Annotated in this window: 16 protein-coding genes and 2 tRNA genes; 17 read left to right on the forward strand and 1 reads right to left on the reverse strand. The window is 60.0% G+C overall.

Features of this window, described 5'->3' with window-relative positions; all coding sequences use genetic code 11:
- The first annotated feature begins 177 nt into the window (after positions 1-177).
- From HEP75_RS08620 to HEP75_RS08650, 7 genes are all read left to right on the forward strand, one after another.
- Positions 178-681, forward strand: coding sequence for a GspH/FimT family pseudopilin (locus tag HEP75_RS08620; protein ID WP_255424038.1), 504 nt, complete (start codon positions 178-180; stop codon positions 679-681).
- Between the two features lie 14 nt (positions 682-695).
- Complete coding sequence (gene pilV / locus HEP75_RS08625; protein ID WP_185826145.1) at positions 696-1,160, forward strand: type IV pilus modification protein PilV; 465 nt, start codon at positions 696-698, stop codon at positions 1,158-1,160.
- A 59-nt stretch (positions 1,161-1,219) separates the two neighbouring features.
- The gene (locus tag HEP75_RS08630; RefSeq protein ID WP_185826540.1) at positions 1,220-2,119 is read left to right on the forward strand and encodes a PilW family protein; all 900 of its coding nucleotides are present in this window, start codon (positions 1,220-1,222) and stop codon (positions 2,117-2,119) included.
- A gap of 2 nt (positions 2,120-2,121) precedes the next feature.
- Positions 2,122-2,691, forward strand: coding sequence for a PilX N-terminal domain-containing pilus assembly protein (locus HEP75_RS08635; RefSeq protein ID WP_185826146.1), 570 nt, complete (start codon positions 2,122-2,124; stop codon positions 2,689-2,691).
- Between the two features lie 11 nt (positions 2,692-2,702).
- Positions 2,703-6,440, forward strand: coding sequence for a pilus assembly protein (locus HEP75_RS08640; RefSeq protein ID WP_185826147.1), 3,738 nt, complete (start codon positions 2,703-2,705; stop codon positions 6,438-6,440).
- The gene (locus tag HEP75_RS08645) at positions 6,440-6,859 is read left to right on the forward strand and encodes a type IV pilin protein (protein WP_185826148.1); all 420 of its coding nucleotides are present in this window, start codon (positions 6,440-6,442) and stop codon (positions 6,857-6,859) included. Before HEP75_RS08640 ends, HEP75_RS08645 begins: the two co-directional genes overlap by 1 nt.
- 90 nt (positions 6,860-6,949) lie before the next feature.
- Positions 6,950-7,026: transfer RNA gene (locus HEP75_RS08650), tRNA-Asn, on the forward strand.
- 76 nt (positions 7,027-7,102) lie between these two features.
- On the opposite strand, the gene HEP75_RS08655 is transcribed toward HEP75_RS08650, so the two are convergent.
- Complete coding sequence (locus tag HEP75_RS08655; RefSeq protein ID WP_185826149.1) at positions 7,103-7,639, reverse strand: Tfp pilus assembly protein FimT/FimU; 537 nt, start codon at positions 7,637-7,639, stop codon at positions 7,103-7,105.
- A gap of 150 nt (positions 7,640-7,789) precedes the next feature.
- On the opposite strand from HEP75_RS08655, the gene uvrB reads away from it, so the two are divergent.
- From uvrB to HEP75_RS08705, 10 genes are all read left to right on the forward strand, one after another.
- Positions 7,790-9,811 carry an excinuclease ABC subunit UvrB gene (gene uvrB, locus HEP75_RS08660; protein WP_185826150.1) on the forward strand — a complete coding sequence of 674 codons (2,022 nt, stop codon included), beginning with the start codon at positions 7,790-7,792 and terminating at the stop codon, positions 9,809-9,811.
- A 96-nt stretch (positions 9,812-9,907) separates the two neighbouring features.
- Positions 9,908-9,982, forward strand: a tRNA-Val gene (locus HEP75_RS08665).
- A gap of 168 nt (positions 9,983-10,150) precedes the next feature.
- On the forward strand, positions 10,151-10,408 hold the full coding sequence (locus tag HEP75_RS08670; RefSeq protein ID WP_185826151.1) for a hypothetical protein: 258 nt from the start codon (positions 10,151-10,153) through the stop codon (positions 10,406-10,408).
- A 35-nt stretch (positions 10,409-10,443) separates the two neighbouring features.
- Positions 10,444-12,117, forward strand: coding sequence for a type IV secretory system conjugative DNA transfer family protein (locus HEP75_RS08675; RefSeq protein WP_185826152.1), 1,674 nt, complete (start codon positions 10,444-10,446; stop codon positions 12,115-12,117).
- Positions 12,118-12,540: 423 nt separating this feature from the next.
- Positions 12,541-12,969 carry a hypothetical protein gene (locus HEP75_RS08680; protein WP_185826153.1) on the forward strand — a complete coding sequence of 143 codons (429 nt, stop codon included), beginning with the start codon at positions 12,541-12,543 and terminating at the stop codon, positions 12,967-12,969.
- 62 nt (positions 12,970-13,031) lie between these two features.
- Positions 13,032-14,048 (forward strand): type IV secretion system protein, encoded by a 1,017-nt coding sequence (locus HEP75_RS08685; RefSeq protein ID WP_185826154.1) that lies wholly within the window; start codon positions 13,032-13,034, stop codon positions 14,046-14,048.
- Entirely contained in the window at positions 14,045-14,806 is a 762-nt protein-coding gene (locus tag HEP75_RS08690; RefSeq protein ID WP_179565408.1) for a TrbG/VirB9 family P-type conjugative transfer protein, read from the forward strand. Before HEP75_RS08685 ends, HEP75_RS08690 begins: the two co-directional genes overlap by 4 nt.
- Positions 14,803-15,996, forward strand: a complete 1,194-nt coding sequence (locus tag HEP75_RS08695; RefSeq protein WP_185826155.1) for a TrbI/VirB10 family protein — start codon at positions 14,803-14,805, stop codon at positions 15,994-15,996. Before HEP75_RS08690 ends, HEP75_RS08695 begins: the two co-directional genes overlap by 4 nt.
- 18 nt (positions 15,997-16,014) lie before the next feature.
- Positions 16,015-17,058: a P-type DNA transfer ATPase VirB11 gene (gene virB11, locus HEP75_RS08700; protein WP_179565404.1), complete on the forward strand. Its 1,044-nt coding sequence runs from the start codon at positions 16,015-16,017 to the stop codon at positions 17,056-17,058.
- Positions 17,059-17,204: 146 nt separating this feature from the next.
- Positions 17,205-18,095: a lytic transglycosylase domain-containing protein gene (locus HEP75_RS08705; RefSeq protein WP_185816552.1), complete on the forward strand. Its 891-nt coding sequence runs from the start codon at positions 17,205-17,207 to the stop codon at positions 18,093-18,095.
- The last annotated feature ends 46 nt before the right edge of the window (positions 18,096-18,141 follow it).

Genomic DNA, 18,141 nt, shown 5'->3' on the forward strand with positions numbered 1-18,141 from the left:
CGCCGGCCCGCACGATCCGTCCAGCCCCCGATATCCGCCATCCGTCGGCAATGGCTGGCGCGGCGGCGGTACACCCGTTAGCGTTCGCTTGGGGAAATTTGGGGAAACGATATGTGCGTTCCTGAGCAGCGTCGCCTTTCCATATCGGGGCAGCGCGGGTTCACTCTGGTAGAGCTGATGGTCACGGTCGCGGTGTTGGCGATCATCATGGCATTGGCATTTCCGAGCTTCACCATGCTGATCCGCAGCAACCGGTTGACCAGCACGGCCAATGAGTTGGTCGCCGCCTTGCAGGCATCGCGCTCGGAGGCGGTCCGCCTGAACGGGGGGGTCAGTCTGTGCCGCAGCGATGACGGCAGCACCTGCGCCAGCGGCGGCGACTGGACCCATCTGCTGACGGTGACGCGCGACGGCACCGTGTTGCGGGCCACGACGCTGCGCACCGGCCTGTCTGTTTCCAGTTCGGCACTGGATGCGCTGGGTGACAAGGTTACGTTCAACGCCGACGGCATCGCTCGCGACAGCAGCGGTACGCCGCTGGCAATGGACATCACTGTCTGCATGCCGGTCACCAGTCCTTCCGACAACGTGCGCACCGTGTCTATGAGCGGGGGCAGTCGGGTTTCCATCGCGCGTAGTTCGAACGGCGGCCAATGTTCGGCCCAGCAGACCGCTCTTTGACAAGCAGAGGCGCTATGAAACGGTTTCACAGTGACAGGAACATTGCCGGCGTCACCCTCATCGAGGTGATGATTTCCGTGCTGATACTCGGAATCGGCATGCTCGGCGTTGCCGCGATGCAGACGACCGCGCTACGCAACAACCAGAGCGCGATGCAGCGCAGCCAGATCGTCATGCAGACCTACACCATCCTGGACGCGATGCGCGCCAACCGCGACGCCGCCCTGATCGGCGGCTACAACACCACGGGGATGCTCTGTACGGCGCCCACTGGTGGCAGCCTGATCGAGAATGACCAGGCCGCTTGGCTCGCTGGCCTGAAAGACGCCATCGGTGGTGATCCCGAAACGACATGCGGTTCCATCGCCTGCCTCGATGGCAATTGCGCAATCGGCGTCCAGTGGGACGACAGCCGTGCAAAAGACGCTGCCGCCAATGGCAGTGCCACGCAAAAGCTGGAAACGGTGACGCAGCTGTGAGAACCCTCTCCCTTCGCACTTCACCGTCTCGCCAGTCCGGCTTCAATCTGGTCGAGTTGATGATCTCGATGCTGCTCGGTCTGCTGGTAGTTGGCGCGGCCGTCGGTATTTTCCTATCCAATCGCAAGACCTATGCAGCTACCGAAGGCCTCAGCCGTGTCCAGGAATCGGCTCGCATCGCCTTCGAGATGATGGCGCGGGACATCCGCGAGGCTGGCGGCAATCCTTGCGATTCCGGGCTGCCCGTGGCCAATGTGTTGTCCGACCCTACCGCCACTTGGTGGAAAGACTGGGCGCAGCCGCTGCAAGGGTTCGACAACAGCAGCCCGCCTGGCATCACGTCCAAGAGCGGCACCGATGCGATTCAGGTGCTGTCCGCAAGCACCGGCGGTGCCACCGTTACCGCGCATAACGCCGGCAGCCAAACCCTGACCCTCAACGCCGCCGCCCCCGATCTGCATGCCAATGCCGTGATGTTGCTATGCGACCGACAGCAAGTCGCGGTGCTGCAGGCCGATGGCGTGTCCGGCACCAGCGTGACCTACGTAAGCGGTTCCTTGAACGCATGCAATCGGTTGGGTCGCTTGCCCGGAGTCTGCGTTGCCGGTTCCAACAATTACACCTACGAGATGAACTCCCTGCTGACCGAACTGCGCGCAGTGCGTTGGTATTTGGCGGACAACACACGTGGCGGCACGTCGCTGTACCAGGCCGTGGTCGGGCCGGGCGGTACGGTCACCTCCAACGAAATCACCGAAGGCGTCTCGAATCTGCAGTTCGAGTATCTATTGACTGGTGCGAGTGCCTATGTGGACGGCAGCGCAGGCTTGAACTGGGCCAACGTGGTGGCAGTCAAGGTCGTCATGACGGTCAATTCCGCGGATGCCGTCAGTAGCGACAATACGCCGCTGTCGCGCGAGGTGACGACGATCGTGAGCATCAGGAACAGGAATTCGTGAGCATGAATGCGCACATCAATCGGCAATCCGGTATCTCCCTCATCATCGTATTGATGCTGTTGCTGGTCATGACCTTGCTGGGTCTGGCGGTGCTGCGCAGTACCCTGCTGGAAGAGCGCATGTCGTCCAACATGTACGACCGCAGCCTGGCATTCCAGGCGGCGGAAGGCGCGCTGCGCGATGCGGAAAAAGTCATCCAGGGCGCCGCGGCAAGCGGTAGTCCCGTGGGATTCAACTGTGCTTCGGGTACGACTGTATGTCCTGCCGTTCCGAGCAATACCTATACAGGGAACGTCAACGGGTGTGCACTGGGTGCCCAGGAGTGCTGGGTGGACGCTGTCGTCACCCAAAAGCTTCAGGCCAGCGCCGCGCAGTACTACATCCAGTACATGGGGCAACGCACCAGCGAAGATCAGCTAGGGCTGGGGTCGAGCATCAACCAGAACCAGTACGGCGGTACTGGCGGTACCTCGCTCGAACACTACTACCGCATCATCGCGCGTAGCGCCAACCCCACCGCTGCAGGCGGGCGCGCGATCGTCGTGCTGCAAACCAACGTCACCGTCAAGTAAGGGCCTTCACCATGACCAGTCGAACAAAGAGTGCGACGCGCAAGGATTCGTTCCTCGCCATGGCGGCAGGTCTCCTGATCGGGACAATCGGTAGTGCTGGCGCAGACGTCGATGTGTCGCAGTCTCCGCTGTACGTGGGCAGTGACGTGCCCGGCAACCTCGCGCTGGTACCTTCGGTTGAGTATCCGACTGCCATCAGTGTGGCTAACCTGGGCGGTTTTGTGGTTGGTACAAAATATGTGGGATATTTTGACTCGTCAAAATGTTACAAATACCACTACGAAGCGACTGAGGCCAATCGCTATTTTTATCCGGTCAATCGGACCGAGGCTCAGCCCAATAGTAATTATCAGTGCAATGCAGATGGCTATTGGTCGGGAAATTTTCTCAATTGGGCGGGAACTCAGACTATCGATCCATTCCGTTCGGCATTGACCGGCGGATATCGCGTGGTCGATACGCCGACCACCACCGTGGTTGAGAAGGCGATCGGCGAGCGGGTTGATGTTGGAGATTTCCCGAGGCGCACGGTGTCCGATGCCAATGCAGTGAAGGGGGGCATCGCTTCCAAGTGGAGTAGCGTCAAGATCCGCGTGGATGGGCTCGGTAGCGAGATGTGGATCACAAAGAATGTCGACGTGGGTAGCACGAGCACTGCCGTCAAAACCTCTTTGATATATCCATACGATCCAGCAGTGCACACGTTGGACGGTAGCTGTGTAAGCTATGACAGCAAAAATAAATGCGTTCTGACCGACGAGAATGCAGTCTTTGCGGTAAGCGTGCGGGTCAAGGTTTGCGATAGTTCGGCTGGTCTGGAAGACAATTGTGTCAAGTACTCGCAGGGCTACAAGCCCGAGGGGCTAATTCAGCAGTATTCGCAGCGGATAAAGTACAGTATATTTGGATATTTGAATATCGATGGTAATGGGGTTGATACAGGTGTCTTGCGTGCCAGGCAGAAGTTTGTAGGGCCCAAAACGTATGCACCGGAGCAAGGGCAGGCAGTCAATCCAAATGCCGAGTGGGACGCAACAACAGGTGTGCTTGTTATAAATCCGGATAAGGCGGATGCGGATGCGACGACACTTCTCGTTGGCACAAATAAGCCTATCGTCAATAGTGGTGTCATCAACTACCTGAATAGATTTGGGCAGATGAAGACCGGTAAGAATATTAAAAGTAACGATGACGTCAGCGAGCTTTATTACGCCGCGTTGCGGTACTTCAAAAAACAGGGTGATGTGGCTGCCTACTCTGCCTTTACCAGTACTGACGCCAATGTGCGCTATCAGCAGGCGGATGCGTTTCCTGTAATCAATAAATGGAATGATAAGAAGCTCGACCCCATATCCTATTGGTGTCAGACAAACGTTATTCTTGGTATCGGCGACACTAATACCCATAATGATAAGAATCTTCCTGGAAATCAGGGGTATGGGGGTACTAGTCTCAGCAATGAGCCTGCGATGCCGCAGGAGGTTAAGGATGACAAGACCGTGGATGTGGTCAAGCTGTTGACTAATATATTGAAGATGGAAGGGCAGTCTGATGCGACTGCGTTGTCGCGTGCCACTTCTGCTAATTTTAACGGAAATGGAAACTCCGGGTATATTGGTGCGCTTGCCTATCATGCCCATACTCAAGATCTGCGTCCGGATTTGCCAGGAATCCAGACTGTCTCGACGAATTGGGTGGATGTAGTCGAAGGCGGTGTTTACAAGACCAACGTGACGAATCAATACTGGTTGGCTGGAAAGTACGGTGGTTTTACTGTTCCGGCGGGTTATGATCCTAATACTAATGTCAAGCCTCTTGCGATTGAGGCTTGGTGGACGAATGGTGAATATGTTGGTGGCAGCAGTACTTTTCAGCGCGCTGACAATTTCTATGTGGCAAACGAAGCCGCGAAGATGGTTAGCAGTCTTAAAAGTGCTTTTCAGCGTATCCTGGATCAGCTGAGGGGCTCGGCATCGTCACTTGCCAGTAATACGACGAAGTTGGAAGCGGGGGCGATGACCTATCAGTCGTTGTTTTACGCCGGTACGTGGCGTGGTGATGTCGTAGGCTATAATGTTAATCAATCTACTGGCGTGCTTTCCCAGGCGTGGAGTGCTGGTGAAAATTTTCCTGCGTGGAATAATCGGGTCATCAAATTCAGTGGCGCGGGCGGTCTAGAGGATTTCAATTCTTCGAATCTATCCGGTACTGCTCTCTCTGCTGCCACTCAGGCGCAGATCAACTATCTGCGTGGAGATCGCTCCAACGAGAAATCCAATACTAACGGTACGCTGCGCACGCGGACTGGCATTCTGGGAGATATCGTCAATTCGCAACCCGTCTATGTAGGCTCGCCGAATGCACGGCTCTACACCACGGCCAGTTTTACCGGTGCGAGTGCTTACGCAGCTTTTGCCGCTGCCAAGGCGACGCGGACTCCAATGCTGTATGTGGGCGCAAACGACGGCATGCTGCATGGCTTCGATGCCAAATCTGGCGTCGAGAAGTTCGCGTTCGTGCCGACGGCGGCGATGACAGGCCTGCTTAACTACACCGATCCCAATTATCAGCATCGCTACTACGTGGATGGGGAGCTCACCGTTTCCGACATCTACGACACGTCGTCTGCGAGCTGGCGGTCCGTTCTGATCGGGACCATGGGGCGCGGCGGCAAGGGCATGTTCGCGCTGGACGTTACCGATCCTGACAACATTTCCTTGCTGTGGGACAAGACTTCCACAGACCTCACTACGCTCGGCAACAATCTGGGCAAGCCGATCATCGGCCAGCTTGGCAACGGTCAGTGGTATGCAATGGTCGGCAATGGTCCCAACAATAGCGGCAATTCGGCCGATCTGGTGTTGGTCAACATTCTGAGTGGGGACTCCAGCAGCATTTCGACTGACGCGGCTGGCGACAACGGCCTGTCCTCAGTGCTGGCCTGGTCCTCGAACAACGACTACATCGTCGATCGAATCTATGCCGGCGATTTGAAAGGCAACCTGTGGCGTTTCGACATGACCGGCGCGTCCGGCACGGCGACGCGCTTGTTCACCGCGCAGTATGGGGCCAAGACTCAGCCGATCACTGCTGCGCCAACCGCGGCAAAGGATCCCTCTACGGGATTGACCTGGGTGTTCTTCGGTACTGGCAAATACCTGTCCGATGGCGACCTTTCCAACAAGGACGTGCAGACTTGGTATGGTTTGATCGACCGTGGTGACGCGATCGCTTCGGATCGCTCCACCTTGAACAAGGTCGATATCGAGGAACAGGGCACAGTGAACGGGTACACCGTGCGTGTCATCGAAGACCAGCCAAGTCCCGGTGTGGATGGGTGGTATATGGACTTGGTACCGCCACCGGGGACTGCCCAGGGAGAGCGCATGGTCGTATCGAATTTCTTCCAGGGAACCGCATTGATCGGCACTACGCGGATACCCGACTCGGGCGATGTCTGCAGTCCCAGCGGCAAGGGCTTCGTGATGGCGATCAATCCGTTCACGGGCGGGCGCATGCCGCAGTCGTTCTTCGACCTGGACGGCAGCGGTGGCTCCAGCACCGGAGACACCTTGAATGGCAAGCCTGTTTCCGGGATAGGGCTGAACAGCAGTCCCAACAGCCCCATCTTCATCGGCAACCAGATGCAGATCGGTCTGGACAATGCCAGTACGATCAGTCTTGGCACCAATAGCAGCGCGCTCAGCATGAAGCGCGTGTCCTGGCGTGAACTCCTGAGGAACGATTGATGCGTCCCCTTCTTGGCACTCCTTCGCGGCAGCGCGGCTTCACCCTCATCGAAATCATGATCGTGGTGCTGATCGTGGGCATCCTGGCCGCCATCGCGTTCGCGAGCTACGAGTCCTATGTCGTGAAGTCGCGGCGCTCCGCCGCGGCGGTCTGTCTGCAGCAAGGGGCGCAGTTGGTGGAACGTTTCTATACGACCAACATGACCTACCTCGGTGCAACCGCGCCCACATGCGATGCGGATTTGGCGCAGTTCTACACGATCGCGTTCGATGGCACGCCGAGCGCAAGTGCTTTCAAGCTCACCGCAACCCCGAAGGGGAGGCAGCTGACGAAGGACACAAAGTGCGGCACCCTTGGGCTGGACCAGAAAGGCGCGCGAACGACGTCAACCGGCGCGCTCGAGACTGAATGCTGGTGACCCGGTTGCCAGCCTCGTGCTGACGGGGAAGAAGAGTGCCTAGCAACCCTCTTGCCATGCTCACGAGGCCTCTATACAATGCGCCTCCCCGCCCGAATAGCTCAGCCGGTTAGAGCACTTGACTGTTAATCAGGGGGTCGTTGGTTCGAGTCCAACTTCGGGCGCCAGAAATATCAAGGGCTTGCGGATCATCCGCAGGCCCTTTTTCTTTGTGCCGGGAAAATTTCCGGGAAATTTGCTTTTTCAGCTTTTCGCTTGGCAAACCTGGCTTGCCGCCGCCTTGGCCAAGCGGGTCCGGCCTGCGTTGTTCACGATGACCTCAGCCATCAGGCGTCCCTTCCCGCAGATCCTGATGCTGAGGTTGCTGCCAGCACTGCGGCCGTCAGGAAGAAAGCGAACGACGTGCCTGCCGCTGTTCGAAATCACGGTCATGGAGGTCACCGCCGGTGCGGTTTCCAGGCCCAGAACGCTACCCGGGTCGGTCGGTTGCGACTGCCGATCCAGGTCGCGGTAGGCCATCCATCCGTGGCTCCAGTCGTTGTCGGCGCGGCACCTCCCATCGCCATTCGATGGGCATACGCTGACTGGCACGCCGTAGCTGATGGCGCTGCTACGTGCCAGGGCAAGTTGGGAACTGAGCCGATAGCTGGTGACGGCCAGGCGTTGGCGCATCAGAAGGTCCTGGAAGGCCGGTATGCCGACCGCGGTCAGCACGCAGATCATCGCCATCACGATTGCCAACTGCAGCAATGTGTAGCCTTGAGCACTGGATTTCCGCATGGAAGCCGTCCTTCGATGGGGAGGGCTATCAGTCTCGGTCCTCTGGCATGGGGGCTTGAATGAGAGGGTTCACCGTTCCCATGTAAGGAATCTTCCCGGCGCTGCGTCAGCCGAGGTTCGCTCCACTCAAATTCATCTCGAGGCCCGTTCATGTCCGACCGTTTCCAACTCGTATCGCCGTACTCGCCCGCCGGCGACCAGCCGCAGGCGATCGAGAAGCTGATGGCCGGCTTCGAGGCCGGGCTGGCCAAGCAGACCCTGCTCGGGGTGACCGGTTCGGGCAAGACCTACACCATCGCCAACGTGGTCGAGGCGATCCAGAAGCCGACCCTGGTGATGGCGCCGAACAAGACCCTGGCGGCGCAGCTGTACGGCGAGTTCAAGGCGTTCTTCCCGAACAACGCGGTCGAGTACTTCGTCAGCTATTACGACTACTACCAGCCGGAGGCCTACGTACCGTCGTCGGACACCTTCATCGAGAAGGACAGTTCGATCAACGAGCACATCGAGCAGATGCGCCTGGCCGCGACCAAGACCCTGCTGTCGCGCCGCGACGCGCTGGTGGTGGCCACGGTATCGGCGATCTACGGCCTGGGTGCGCCGGAGGACTATCTGTCGCTGCGCCTGATCCTGTCGATCGGCGAGCATATCGAGCAGCGCCAGCTGATCAAGCACCTGACCGACCTGCAATACACCCGCAACGAATACGAACTGCACCGCGGCACGTTCCGCGTGCGCGGCGAAGTCATCGACGTGTTTCCCGCCGAGTCGGACAGCGAAGCGCTGCGCATCGAACTGTTCGACGGTGATGTCGAGCAGTTGACCCTGTTCGATCCGCTGACCGGCGAGACGCTGCGCAAGCTGCAGCGCTACACGGTCTATCCGAAGACCCACTACGCCACCACCCGCGAGCGCACGCTCAGCGCCGTGGACACGATCAAGATCGAGCTGAAGGAGCGGCTGGAGCAGCTGTATGCGCAGAACAAGCTGGTCGAGGCGCAGCGGCTGGCGCAGCGCACCCAGTTCGACCTGGAGATGATGGCCGAGGTCGGCTACTGCAACGGCATCGAGAACTACTCGCGGCATCTCACCGGCAAGGCCGCGGGCGAGCCGCCGCCGACCCTGTTCGACTACCTGCCGGCCGACGCGCTGCTGGTTGTGGACGAGTCGCACGTCACCGTTCCGCAGATCGGCGCGATGTACAAGGGCGATCGCTCGCGCAAGGAGACGCTGGTGGAGTTCGGCTTCCGCCTGCCGTCCGCGTTGGACAACCGGCCGCTGCGTTTCGAGGAATGGGAGGCGCGTTCGCCGCGCAGTATCTATGTCTCGGCCACGCCCGGTCCGTACGAACTGCGCGAGTCGGCCGGCGAGATCACCGAACTGGTGGTGCGCCCGACCGGGCTGATCGATCCGGAGGTGGAGATCCGCCCGGTCGGCACCCAGGTCGACGACCTGCTGTCCGAGATCGGGCTGCGTGTGGCGCTGGGCGATCGCGTGCTGGTCACCACGCTGACCAAGCGCATGTCGGAGAATCTCACCGAATACCTGAGCGAACACGGAGTCAAGGTGCGCTATCTGCACTCGGACATCGACACGGTCGAGCGCGTGGAGATCATCCGCGACCTGCGCCTGGGCAAGTTTGACGTGCTGGTCGGCATCAACCTGCTGCGCGAGGGCCTGGACATGCCCGAGGTGTCGCTGGTGGCGATCCTGGATGCGGACAAGGAGGGCTTCCTGCGTTCCACCGGTTCGCTCATCCAGACCATCGGCCGCGCCGCGCGCAACCTTCGTGGCAAGGCGATCCTGTATGCGGACCGGATGACCCGTTCGATGCAGGCGGCGATCGACGAGACCGGACGTCGCCGCGAGAAGCAGGTGGAGTACAACCTCGAGCACGGCATCACCCCGAAGTCGGTGGCGCGGCCGATCGTCGACATCCTGGAGGGCGCGCGCGCCGATGGCGCGGTCGAGACCAAGTCCGGCAAGGGCAAGGGACGCCGGGTGGCGGAAGAGCCGGCCGACTACCGCATGCTGGAGCCGGCCGAGGTCGCATCCCGGCTTAAGGCGCTGGAGCAGAAGATGTACCAGCACGCGCGCGACCTGGAGTTCGAGGACGCGGCGCGGGTGCGCGACCAGATCAAGAAGCTGCGCGACGCCAGCCTGGTCAGCTAGCCGCACGGCGGCTGGCCTGGTCCGCGCGGCTATTGTTCTTGGCCGCAAGGTGGGCTAAGATTCGCGCCCCTGCAGCGGTATGTCCGCAGCAGCGATGGGCGGTTAGCTCAGCGGTAGAGCACTACCTTGACATGGTAGGGGTCACAGGTTCGAACCCTGTACCGCCCACCACGACATGCAGGCAATGCACTCGTGGAACACGACAAGCCGGCGCCCGCCGGCTTTTTTGTTGCCTATCGTCCAGAGCAGGGCAGGGCGGTCGCGCACCGGCGGCGGGTGGCCCTGGCGCCCGGCTTGCTTTAGCATCCAGGCCGACGATCAGGCGAGGAGGCCGTACGCATGATGGAATATCATCATACGATTCAAGTCAAAGGACGCTACCAGCTGGTGGCGTTGACGCGCGAACCGGAATACAGCCCCGCCAACGTGGTGGGCTACACCGTGACCACCGAGGGTGGCGCGCGCCTGGACTCGCACGACATGTCCTGGGACGAGGCGCGGGTCTGGATGGATACCCTGGTCGAGCAGGACGGCGGCGGCGTCAGCGTCGAAAAAAAGCCGTCGAAGAGCAAGCCGAGTACCCGGCGCCGAAGCTAGAATAGCCGCCAAGGTGCATCAGGGAGGATAGGGGCTTGTCGAATCGTAAGATCGTTGCGGCTGTGGTCGTCGTCGCACTCACTGCCGTTGTCGGCTATTTCCTGTCCGGCTACATGGTGTTACTGCTGCTCAAGCTGGACACGCGCCTGTTCGGGCTGGGCACCTATTACGAATACGTGCACGCCATCGGCTTGCCGCAGGTCGCGCCATTCGTCGGCAAGATCAAGTGGGCCGGCTACCTGGGCTTTGGCTTGCCCGGGTTGCTGTGCCTGCTGACCCTGTTCTTGATGTTCAAGCCGCGCAAGCAGGCCTTGCACGGCGACGCCCGTTTCGCCGGCGCCGCCGACCTGGCGAAGCACGGCCTGTTCAAGCAGAGCGGCAACGGCATTGTGGTCGGCAAGTTCCGCGGCAAGCTGGTGCGCCTGAGCGGTCAGCAGTTCGTCATCCTGGCCGCGCCCACCCGTTCCGGCAAGGGCGTCGGCGTGGTGATCCCGAACCTGCTCGAATACCAGGAATCGGTGGTGGTCCTGGACATCAAGCAGGAAAACTTCGATCTCACCAGCGGCTGGCGCGCCAGCCAGGGACAGGAGGTGTTCCTGTTCAACCCGTTCGCCGAAGACCGGCGTACGCATCGCTGGAACCCGCTCAGCTACGTGTCCGACGACCCGGCGTTCCGCGTCTCCGATCTGATGAGCATCGCCGCGATGCTGTATCCGGATGGATCGGACGACCAGAAATTCTGGGTCAGCCAGGCGCGCAACGCATTCATGGCGTTCGCGCTGTACCTGTTCGAGAACTGGGACGACGAGCGCAACATCGGCTTCCCGGGCGGCCTCGGCACGCCGACGCTGGGGGCGATCTACCGCTTGTCCTCTGGCGACGGCAGCGACCTGAAGAAGTACCTGAAGTCGTTGTCGGAACGGCGCTTCCTCAGCAGCAACGCCAAGTCGGCGTTCTCCAACATGCTGTCGCAGGCCGAGGAGACCTTCGCCTCGATCCTGGGAACGTTGAAGGAACCGCTCAATGCCTGGATCAACCCGGTGCTCGACGCGGCCACCAGCGACAACGACTTCCTGCTGACCGACCTGCGCAAGAAGAAGATGACCATCTACATCGGCATCCAGCCCAACAAGCTGGCCGAGAGCCGCCTGATCATCAACCTGTTCTTCAGCCAGATCATCAACCTCAACACCAAGGAACTGCCCAAGAGCAACCCGGCGTTGAAGTACCAGTGCCTGCTGCTGATGGACGAGTTCACTGCCATCGGCAAAGTCGACATCATCGCCTCGGCGGTGTCATACATGGCCGGCTACAATGTCCGCCTTCTGCCGATCATCCAGAGCATGGCGCAGCTGGATGCGACCTACGGCAAGGACGTGTCGCGCACCATCATCACGAACCATGCACTGCAGATCCTCTACGCTCCGCGCGAGCAGCAGGATGCCAACGACTACTCGGAGATGCTCGGCTACACCACCTTCCGCAAGCAGAACGTGACGCGCGGCAAGGATGTGACCCGCAGCGTGTCGGAAGAGAGGAGGGCGCTGATGCTGCCGCAGGAACTCAAGGCGATGGGGAACGATCATGAGGTGTTCCTGTACGAGGGCATCCCGCATCCTGTGAAGTGCGACAAGATCAAGTACTACAAAGACCGGCACTTCACCGCAAGGCTGAAGCCGAAGGTGGATGTGCCCACGCTTTCCTTGTGACATAGAGTGACGTAGTTGGCAAAATTATTGGGAATCTGGCTGGATTGAACGCTTTTTTTCCAAATGCTTGACGTGAGCATGGCGCTACGGCACATTCTCGCGATGCTGGTGCGGTGCAATTGGCAATAGGAACAGGGGCGTGGGTTCTCAGGACACACGCGAGGGTGACATGGAAAGTTTTCTGACAAATTCCGTTTTTCTCGGCGCTGAAAGCCTGTCCTCGGATGTCCTTCGTCCGCGGGAGCGCGTGCCTGCGCCGGATTTACGCGACCCCCGACTCTGTCACCAGGCTCTTGCGCCGGCTGTGCATCGCGCCGTGCCGTCCCTGTGGCGAAACCTGCAGTTCTCAGACCGTCGGCCGTTTGCCGGCCGTCCATCAAAAAACGTTTCCGCAATTTAGAGGCTCGCGTGAAAAGAACGCATATGTTTCGGATGATCGCCACTCTGAGCGCCGTTGCGCTGCTGAGCGCCTGCGCCACCAGGCCTGCGCCGGATTTTCGCGGCAGGTGGAAGCCGGTCAACCGGTTCTCCGAGTCGACGATGGAGATCCCGCTGTACTCCTCGTACGTGTACCAGGCGGTGCCGATGGACGGCACCCTGAAGACCATGCTCGAGCGCTGGGCCAAGGACTCGAACATGCAGTTGAGCTACAGCATCCAGTCCGACTACACGCTCTATGCGCCGGTGGCCAAGATCAACACCACGAGCATTCAGCAGGCGGTCGCCGAACTCAGCGTGGTCTATGCGCAGGAAGGCGTCACTGTCTCCGCTGCGGGCAACCGCATTCTTGTGCAGCCATCTTCTTCGCTGAGCGGGGCCGCGGCGCCGGCCGGCGACGGCAACGCGAAGTGACTTTACTTTCGGAGGCCATCCATGTGCCTCCGCAGCCACATTACGTAACCTGGTGAAGTCTGATGTTCGGTAAAAAACCAGTTGAGAGCGAAAGCGTCAACAAGGCGGTTGCAAAGGCTGTCAACTACGAGATCAGCATCGCTGATCTGGCGCGGCGCAGCGAGCGCCGTGCATGGTGGGTCGCGTTCGGCGCGATCGTCATGTGCCTGCTGCTGGGCGGTGGCTATTACTACATGCTGCCGTTGAAGGAGAAGACCCCGTACCTGGTGATGGCCGATGCCTACACCGGCACTGCAACCGTCGCTGTCCTGCAGAATACCGGCGATGTGCGCAACATCACTGCAAGCGAGGCGCTGGCCAGAAGCAATGTGTCGCGCTTCATCACCGCTCGCGAATCCTACGATTTCGAGATGATGGGGCTCAACGACTGGAACACCGTCTTTGCGATGTCGGAGAAAGATGGCGCGGTTGCCAACGAGTATCGGGCGCTGCATTCGCAGAACAATCCGTCGGCGCCTTATTTCATCTATGGCAAGGTCAGGTCCATCCGCGTAAACATCCTGAGCATCACCTTGCAGGGGGGCGCCGGTAAGCCCTATACCGGGGCCAATGTCCGCTTCCAGCGCAGCATCTACGACAAGAAGTCGGGGCAGACCACGCTGCTGGACAATCGGTTCGCGATCATGGGGTTCCGCTATAACGGCAATCTGGCCATGTCCGATAACCTGCGAGTAGAGAATCCGCTGGGTTTTCAGGTGACCGATTACCGCGTCGACACGGACTATGCCTCGATTCCTGCACCGCCGCCGGCGGCGCTGCAGGCGCCGGCAGTGCAGGCGGCACCCGTCGGCCAGGCCATGCCCGCAGGCCAGCAGCAGGTCATGCCAGGTCAGGTGCCGGGCCAGCCGATGGCGCAACCTGGTGCGCCGGGTGTCAATGGAACGGTACCCGCTCAGCAGCAGGCTCCGGTAATGAACGCTGCCGGCGTGCCTGTGTATCCGGGCACACAGCCCACCCAGGCAGCGCCCGTGCCCAACGCTGCACCTCAGAACAATGGCAATGGAGCGAACGTTAGATGAGTTTCATGACTAAAAACGGCTCAGCGCGTCTGGCGCTGGCGGCCCTGGCTTTGGTTGCGCCGCTCGCGTCCGCTCAGGTTGTCCAGCAATACGAGTACGAAGCGGACAAGATCTACCAGGTGCGTACCGGACTCGGCATCACCACGCAGGTCGAGCTGAGTCCGAACGAAAAGATCCTCGATTACAGCACTGGTTTCACCAGTGGCTGGGAGTTGAGTCGTCGCGAGAACGTCTTCTATCTGAAGCCGAAGAACGTCGACGTCGACACCAATATGATGATCCGCACCGCGACCCATTCCTACATTCTGGAATTGAAGGTCGTGGCGACCGATTGGCAGCGGCTTGAGCAAGCCAAGCAGGCCGGCGTCCAGTACAAGGTGACCTTCGTCTATCCAAAGGACACCAGCTTCGCTGCTGCCAGCGAAGAAGTGAAGGACGAGTCGCAGATCGATACCAGGCTGTCCAAGGACAGGCACTACTACTTCGATTACGACTATTCGACGCGCTCGAAGCAGACCTGGATCGTGCCCAACAGCGTGTACGACGACGGCAAGTTCACCTATATCAAGATGGATCTCACCAGGTTCCCCACCGGCAATTTCCCAGCCGTGTTTGCGCGCGAAAAGGAAAATGACGAGGACTTCTTGGTCAACACGACGGTCGAGGGCAATACGCTGATCGTCCACGGGACCTATCCTTTCCTGGTTGTTCGCCACGGCAAGAACGTTGTCGGCTTGCGTAGGAATAAGCAAAAGTGAACTCAAACATACCTCCGTCTGACGAAAATAACGGCCACAACGAGGGCCAGCCTCCTCGTTCTCCGCAAGGCGGGGATGTGGGCAAGGAAAATCCCTACTTCGCCCGGCAACAACAAACGGCGGATCCCGACCTCGATGCCAACGAACCGGTTCTGAGGTCCAGCGAGCTGCAGAAGCTCAACCGGAAGGCGCTGCTGTTCCTGGGCGGCATCGCGTTGCTGCTGATCGTGGCCATCTTCTGGCTGGTCGGCGGAAACGACTCGAAAGAGCCGCCGCCGAAGCCGCGCCAGGAAGCCGTGGTGGCGCCTGCGCTTCCGCAGACAGCGGCGCCGTTGCCGGCCGAACCTGTGCCTTTGGCGCAGGAGCAGACCCTGCCGCCGTTGCCGCCGATGCCTACGGATAACGACATCCGTACCGCGCCTGCTGCGCAACAGGAACGCGGTCCGTCGCTGCTCGAGCGACGCATGGCGGGGATGCAGGATCCGGCGCAGGTAGGCGGCGGTCAGCAAGGGTTTGGCGGGATACTGCCTCCTGGCGCGCAGCAGCCCGGCGCCGGCCAGGGGCAGGAACAGGAGACCTCGGCGAAGCCGATCGCCAACCCTGATGGCCTGCTGGTGCGCGGCACCTATATCCGGTGCGTGCTCGAGACGCGGATCATCAGCGATTTCGCGGGCTTCACCTCCTGCATCATCACCGAGCCGGTCTACTCCATCAACGGCAGGCGTTTGCTGTTGCCGAAGGGCTCCAAGCTGTTGGGTAAATACGATTCGGTCGAACCGACCGGGCCGCGCATGGAGGTCATCTGGGATCGGATCACCACGCCCACCGGTATCGACGTGTCGCTGATGGGGCCTGGTATCGACAATCTCGGCAGTTCAGGCCATCCGGGCAAGTACAACGCGCATTGGGCCAGCCGTATCTCTTCCGCCCTGATGATCAGCATGCTCAGCGATGCGTTCAAATGGGCGGCAGCCGAAAATGGTCCGAAGACCACGACGGTCGGTCTCAACTCTGGCCTGGTGACCGAGCAGCCATTTGAGAGCAACACGGCGCGCGCGGTGCAGCGCATGGCCGACCAGGCGCTGGAGCGTTCGGGACGCCGTCCTGCCACGGTGACGATCAACCAAGGCACCGTGGTCAGCGTCTATGTCGCCAAAGACGTCGATTTCTCTGCCGTGCTCACCCGCTGACAGCGAAGAGACAATCCCGTGACGCTCGACGATTCACCGACCGCGCAGATATCTTCGGATTTCCTGGATTACCAGTACTCGGTGCTGGGCATCCTGGATTATCTGAATTCGCCGGAAGTGACGGAAATCTGCATCAACCGCCCCGGTGAGCTGTACCTGGAAACGCTGCGCGGTTGGCAGAAACTCGATATTCCGTCGCTGACCTTCGATCGTGCGCGCCAGTTCTGCACCGCGGTGGTCAACGAGAGCAATACGGGTCAGCGCATTACCGATACCGATCCGGTCGTGTCGCTTACGTTTCCGACCGGGCAGCGCGCGCAGTTCGTCATTCCGCCTGCGTGCGACGCGGGCAAGGTGTCGATCACAATCCGGTTGCCGTCCAAGCACACCAAGACCCTGGAGCAGTACCAGGAGGACGGTTTCTTCAAGGAGATCCTCGAGCAGGAAGCGGGCATCGGCGAGCAGGATCACGAACTACTGGAACTGCGCAGGCAGCGTAATTATTCGGAGTTCTTCAAGAAGGCCGTGCTGTTCAAGAAGAACGTCGTCGTCGCCGGCGCCACCGGTAGCGGCAAGACCACGTTCATGAAGTCGCTTGTGAACCATATTCCCAACGAAGAGCGCCTGGTCACGATCGAGGACGCGCGCGAGTTGTTCATCAGCCAGCCCAATACCGTGCATTTGCTCTACTCGAAAGGTGGACAAAGTGCCAGTAACGTGACGGCGAAAAGCTGCATGGAGGCTTGCCTGCGCATGAAGCCCGATCGCATCATCCTGGCGGAGTTGCGTGGCGACGAATCGTTCTACTTCATCAGAAACTGCGCATCCGGCCATCCGGGTTCGATTACCAGTTGCCACGCAGGCAGCATCGGCCAGACCTGGGATCAGCTCGCGTTGATGGTCAAGGCATCGGCCGAGGGTTCGGGGCTTGAGTTCTCGGTGATCAAGCGCCTGCTGATGATGACGATCGATATCGTTGTGCATATTAAGTCGCATGCGGGGCGTCGCTATATCACGGGTATCGATTTCGATCCGGAGCGGACCCTTCATGGAAGCAAGTGAATTTGTTCACGAAAGTGATTGCTGAAGCGATGTTGGATTGACTTTGATTTTCTCTTCAGACACTATTAATTTGCGTGATCTGCGGCTGTATGGTTCTCAGGCCAATAGTCGACGGATATAGGAGGAATGACGGCATGTTGCCAGGCATGGAACTACTGAGCTGTCCCGAAATGGCAGTTCCGGCTGAAGTGATGCAGCACGTCGTGCGCGTCGAATCGTCGCACAATCCGTTCGCGATCGGCGTCGTCGGTGGCCGCCTGGTGCGCCAACCGCAGAATCTCTCCGAGGCCGTCGCCACGGCACGGATGCTCGAAGACAAGGGTTACAATTTTTCTCTCGGCCTGGGCCAGGTCAACCGCTACAACCTGCTCAAGTATGGGCTCGATTCGTACGAGAAGGCGTTCAAGACCTGCCCCAACCTGCAGGCGGCCTCACGGATTCTGGCCGAGTGTTATGGCCGCTCCGGCGGAAACTGGGGCAAGTCCTTCAGCTGCTATTACTCGGGCAATTTCGAGACCGGCTACAAGCACGGCTATGTGCAGAAGGTCTACGCTTCCATCAATCAGGGCAGGGCGCTCGCCGTCGCGTCCGCCGATGCCATCGCTGTCGTGCCGAATGGCGCTGGCCGACCTGCCCAGGCCGCCAAGGCATCCGTCGTCCGTGAAATCGACTCGGTCGTCTCGCGCCGCATCGCAGGCGCCAACCAGCTTGCCAACGGTCTGGCTGCCCAGGTCCAACCTTATCCGGCTGCGGCTGCAGCGCCTGCTCAAGTGCATCCAGCAGCGCAGCTTTCCAGTGCAGCGTCGAATGCCTCCGCAGTGCGAATGGGTCAAGCGGCCGAAACCGATGCGGAACTGTATGTAATACGCCCGACAAGCGCCGGCAAAGGAGTGGCGGTGCCTGCTGGTGGCGGAGCCGATCCAGCTTCGCAAGCATCTGTGGCCAGGGGTTCGGCCCTTGGTGGTTCCGCAGAGCCGGCCGTCCCGAGCTTGAATTCGCCACCGCTGGCCCCCGGCGATGGCGCCTTTGTCTTCTAGCGTAGGGAAGCAGCACCGCCATGGGAATGGCGTTTCGATCACCACC

Source organism: Xanthomonas sp. SI, assembly GCF_014236855.1.
Lineage (GTDB): Bacteria > Pseudomonadota > Gammaproteobacteria > Xanthomonadales > Xanthomonadaceae > Xanthomonas_A.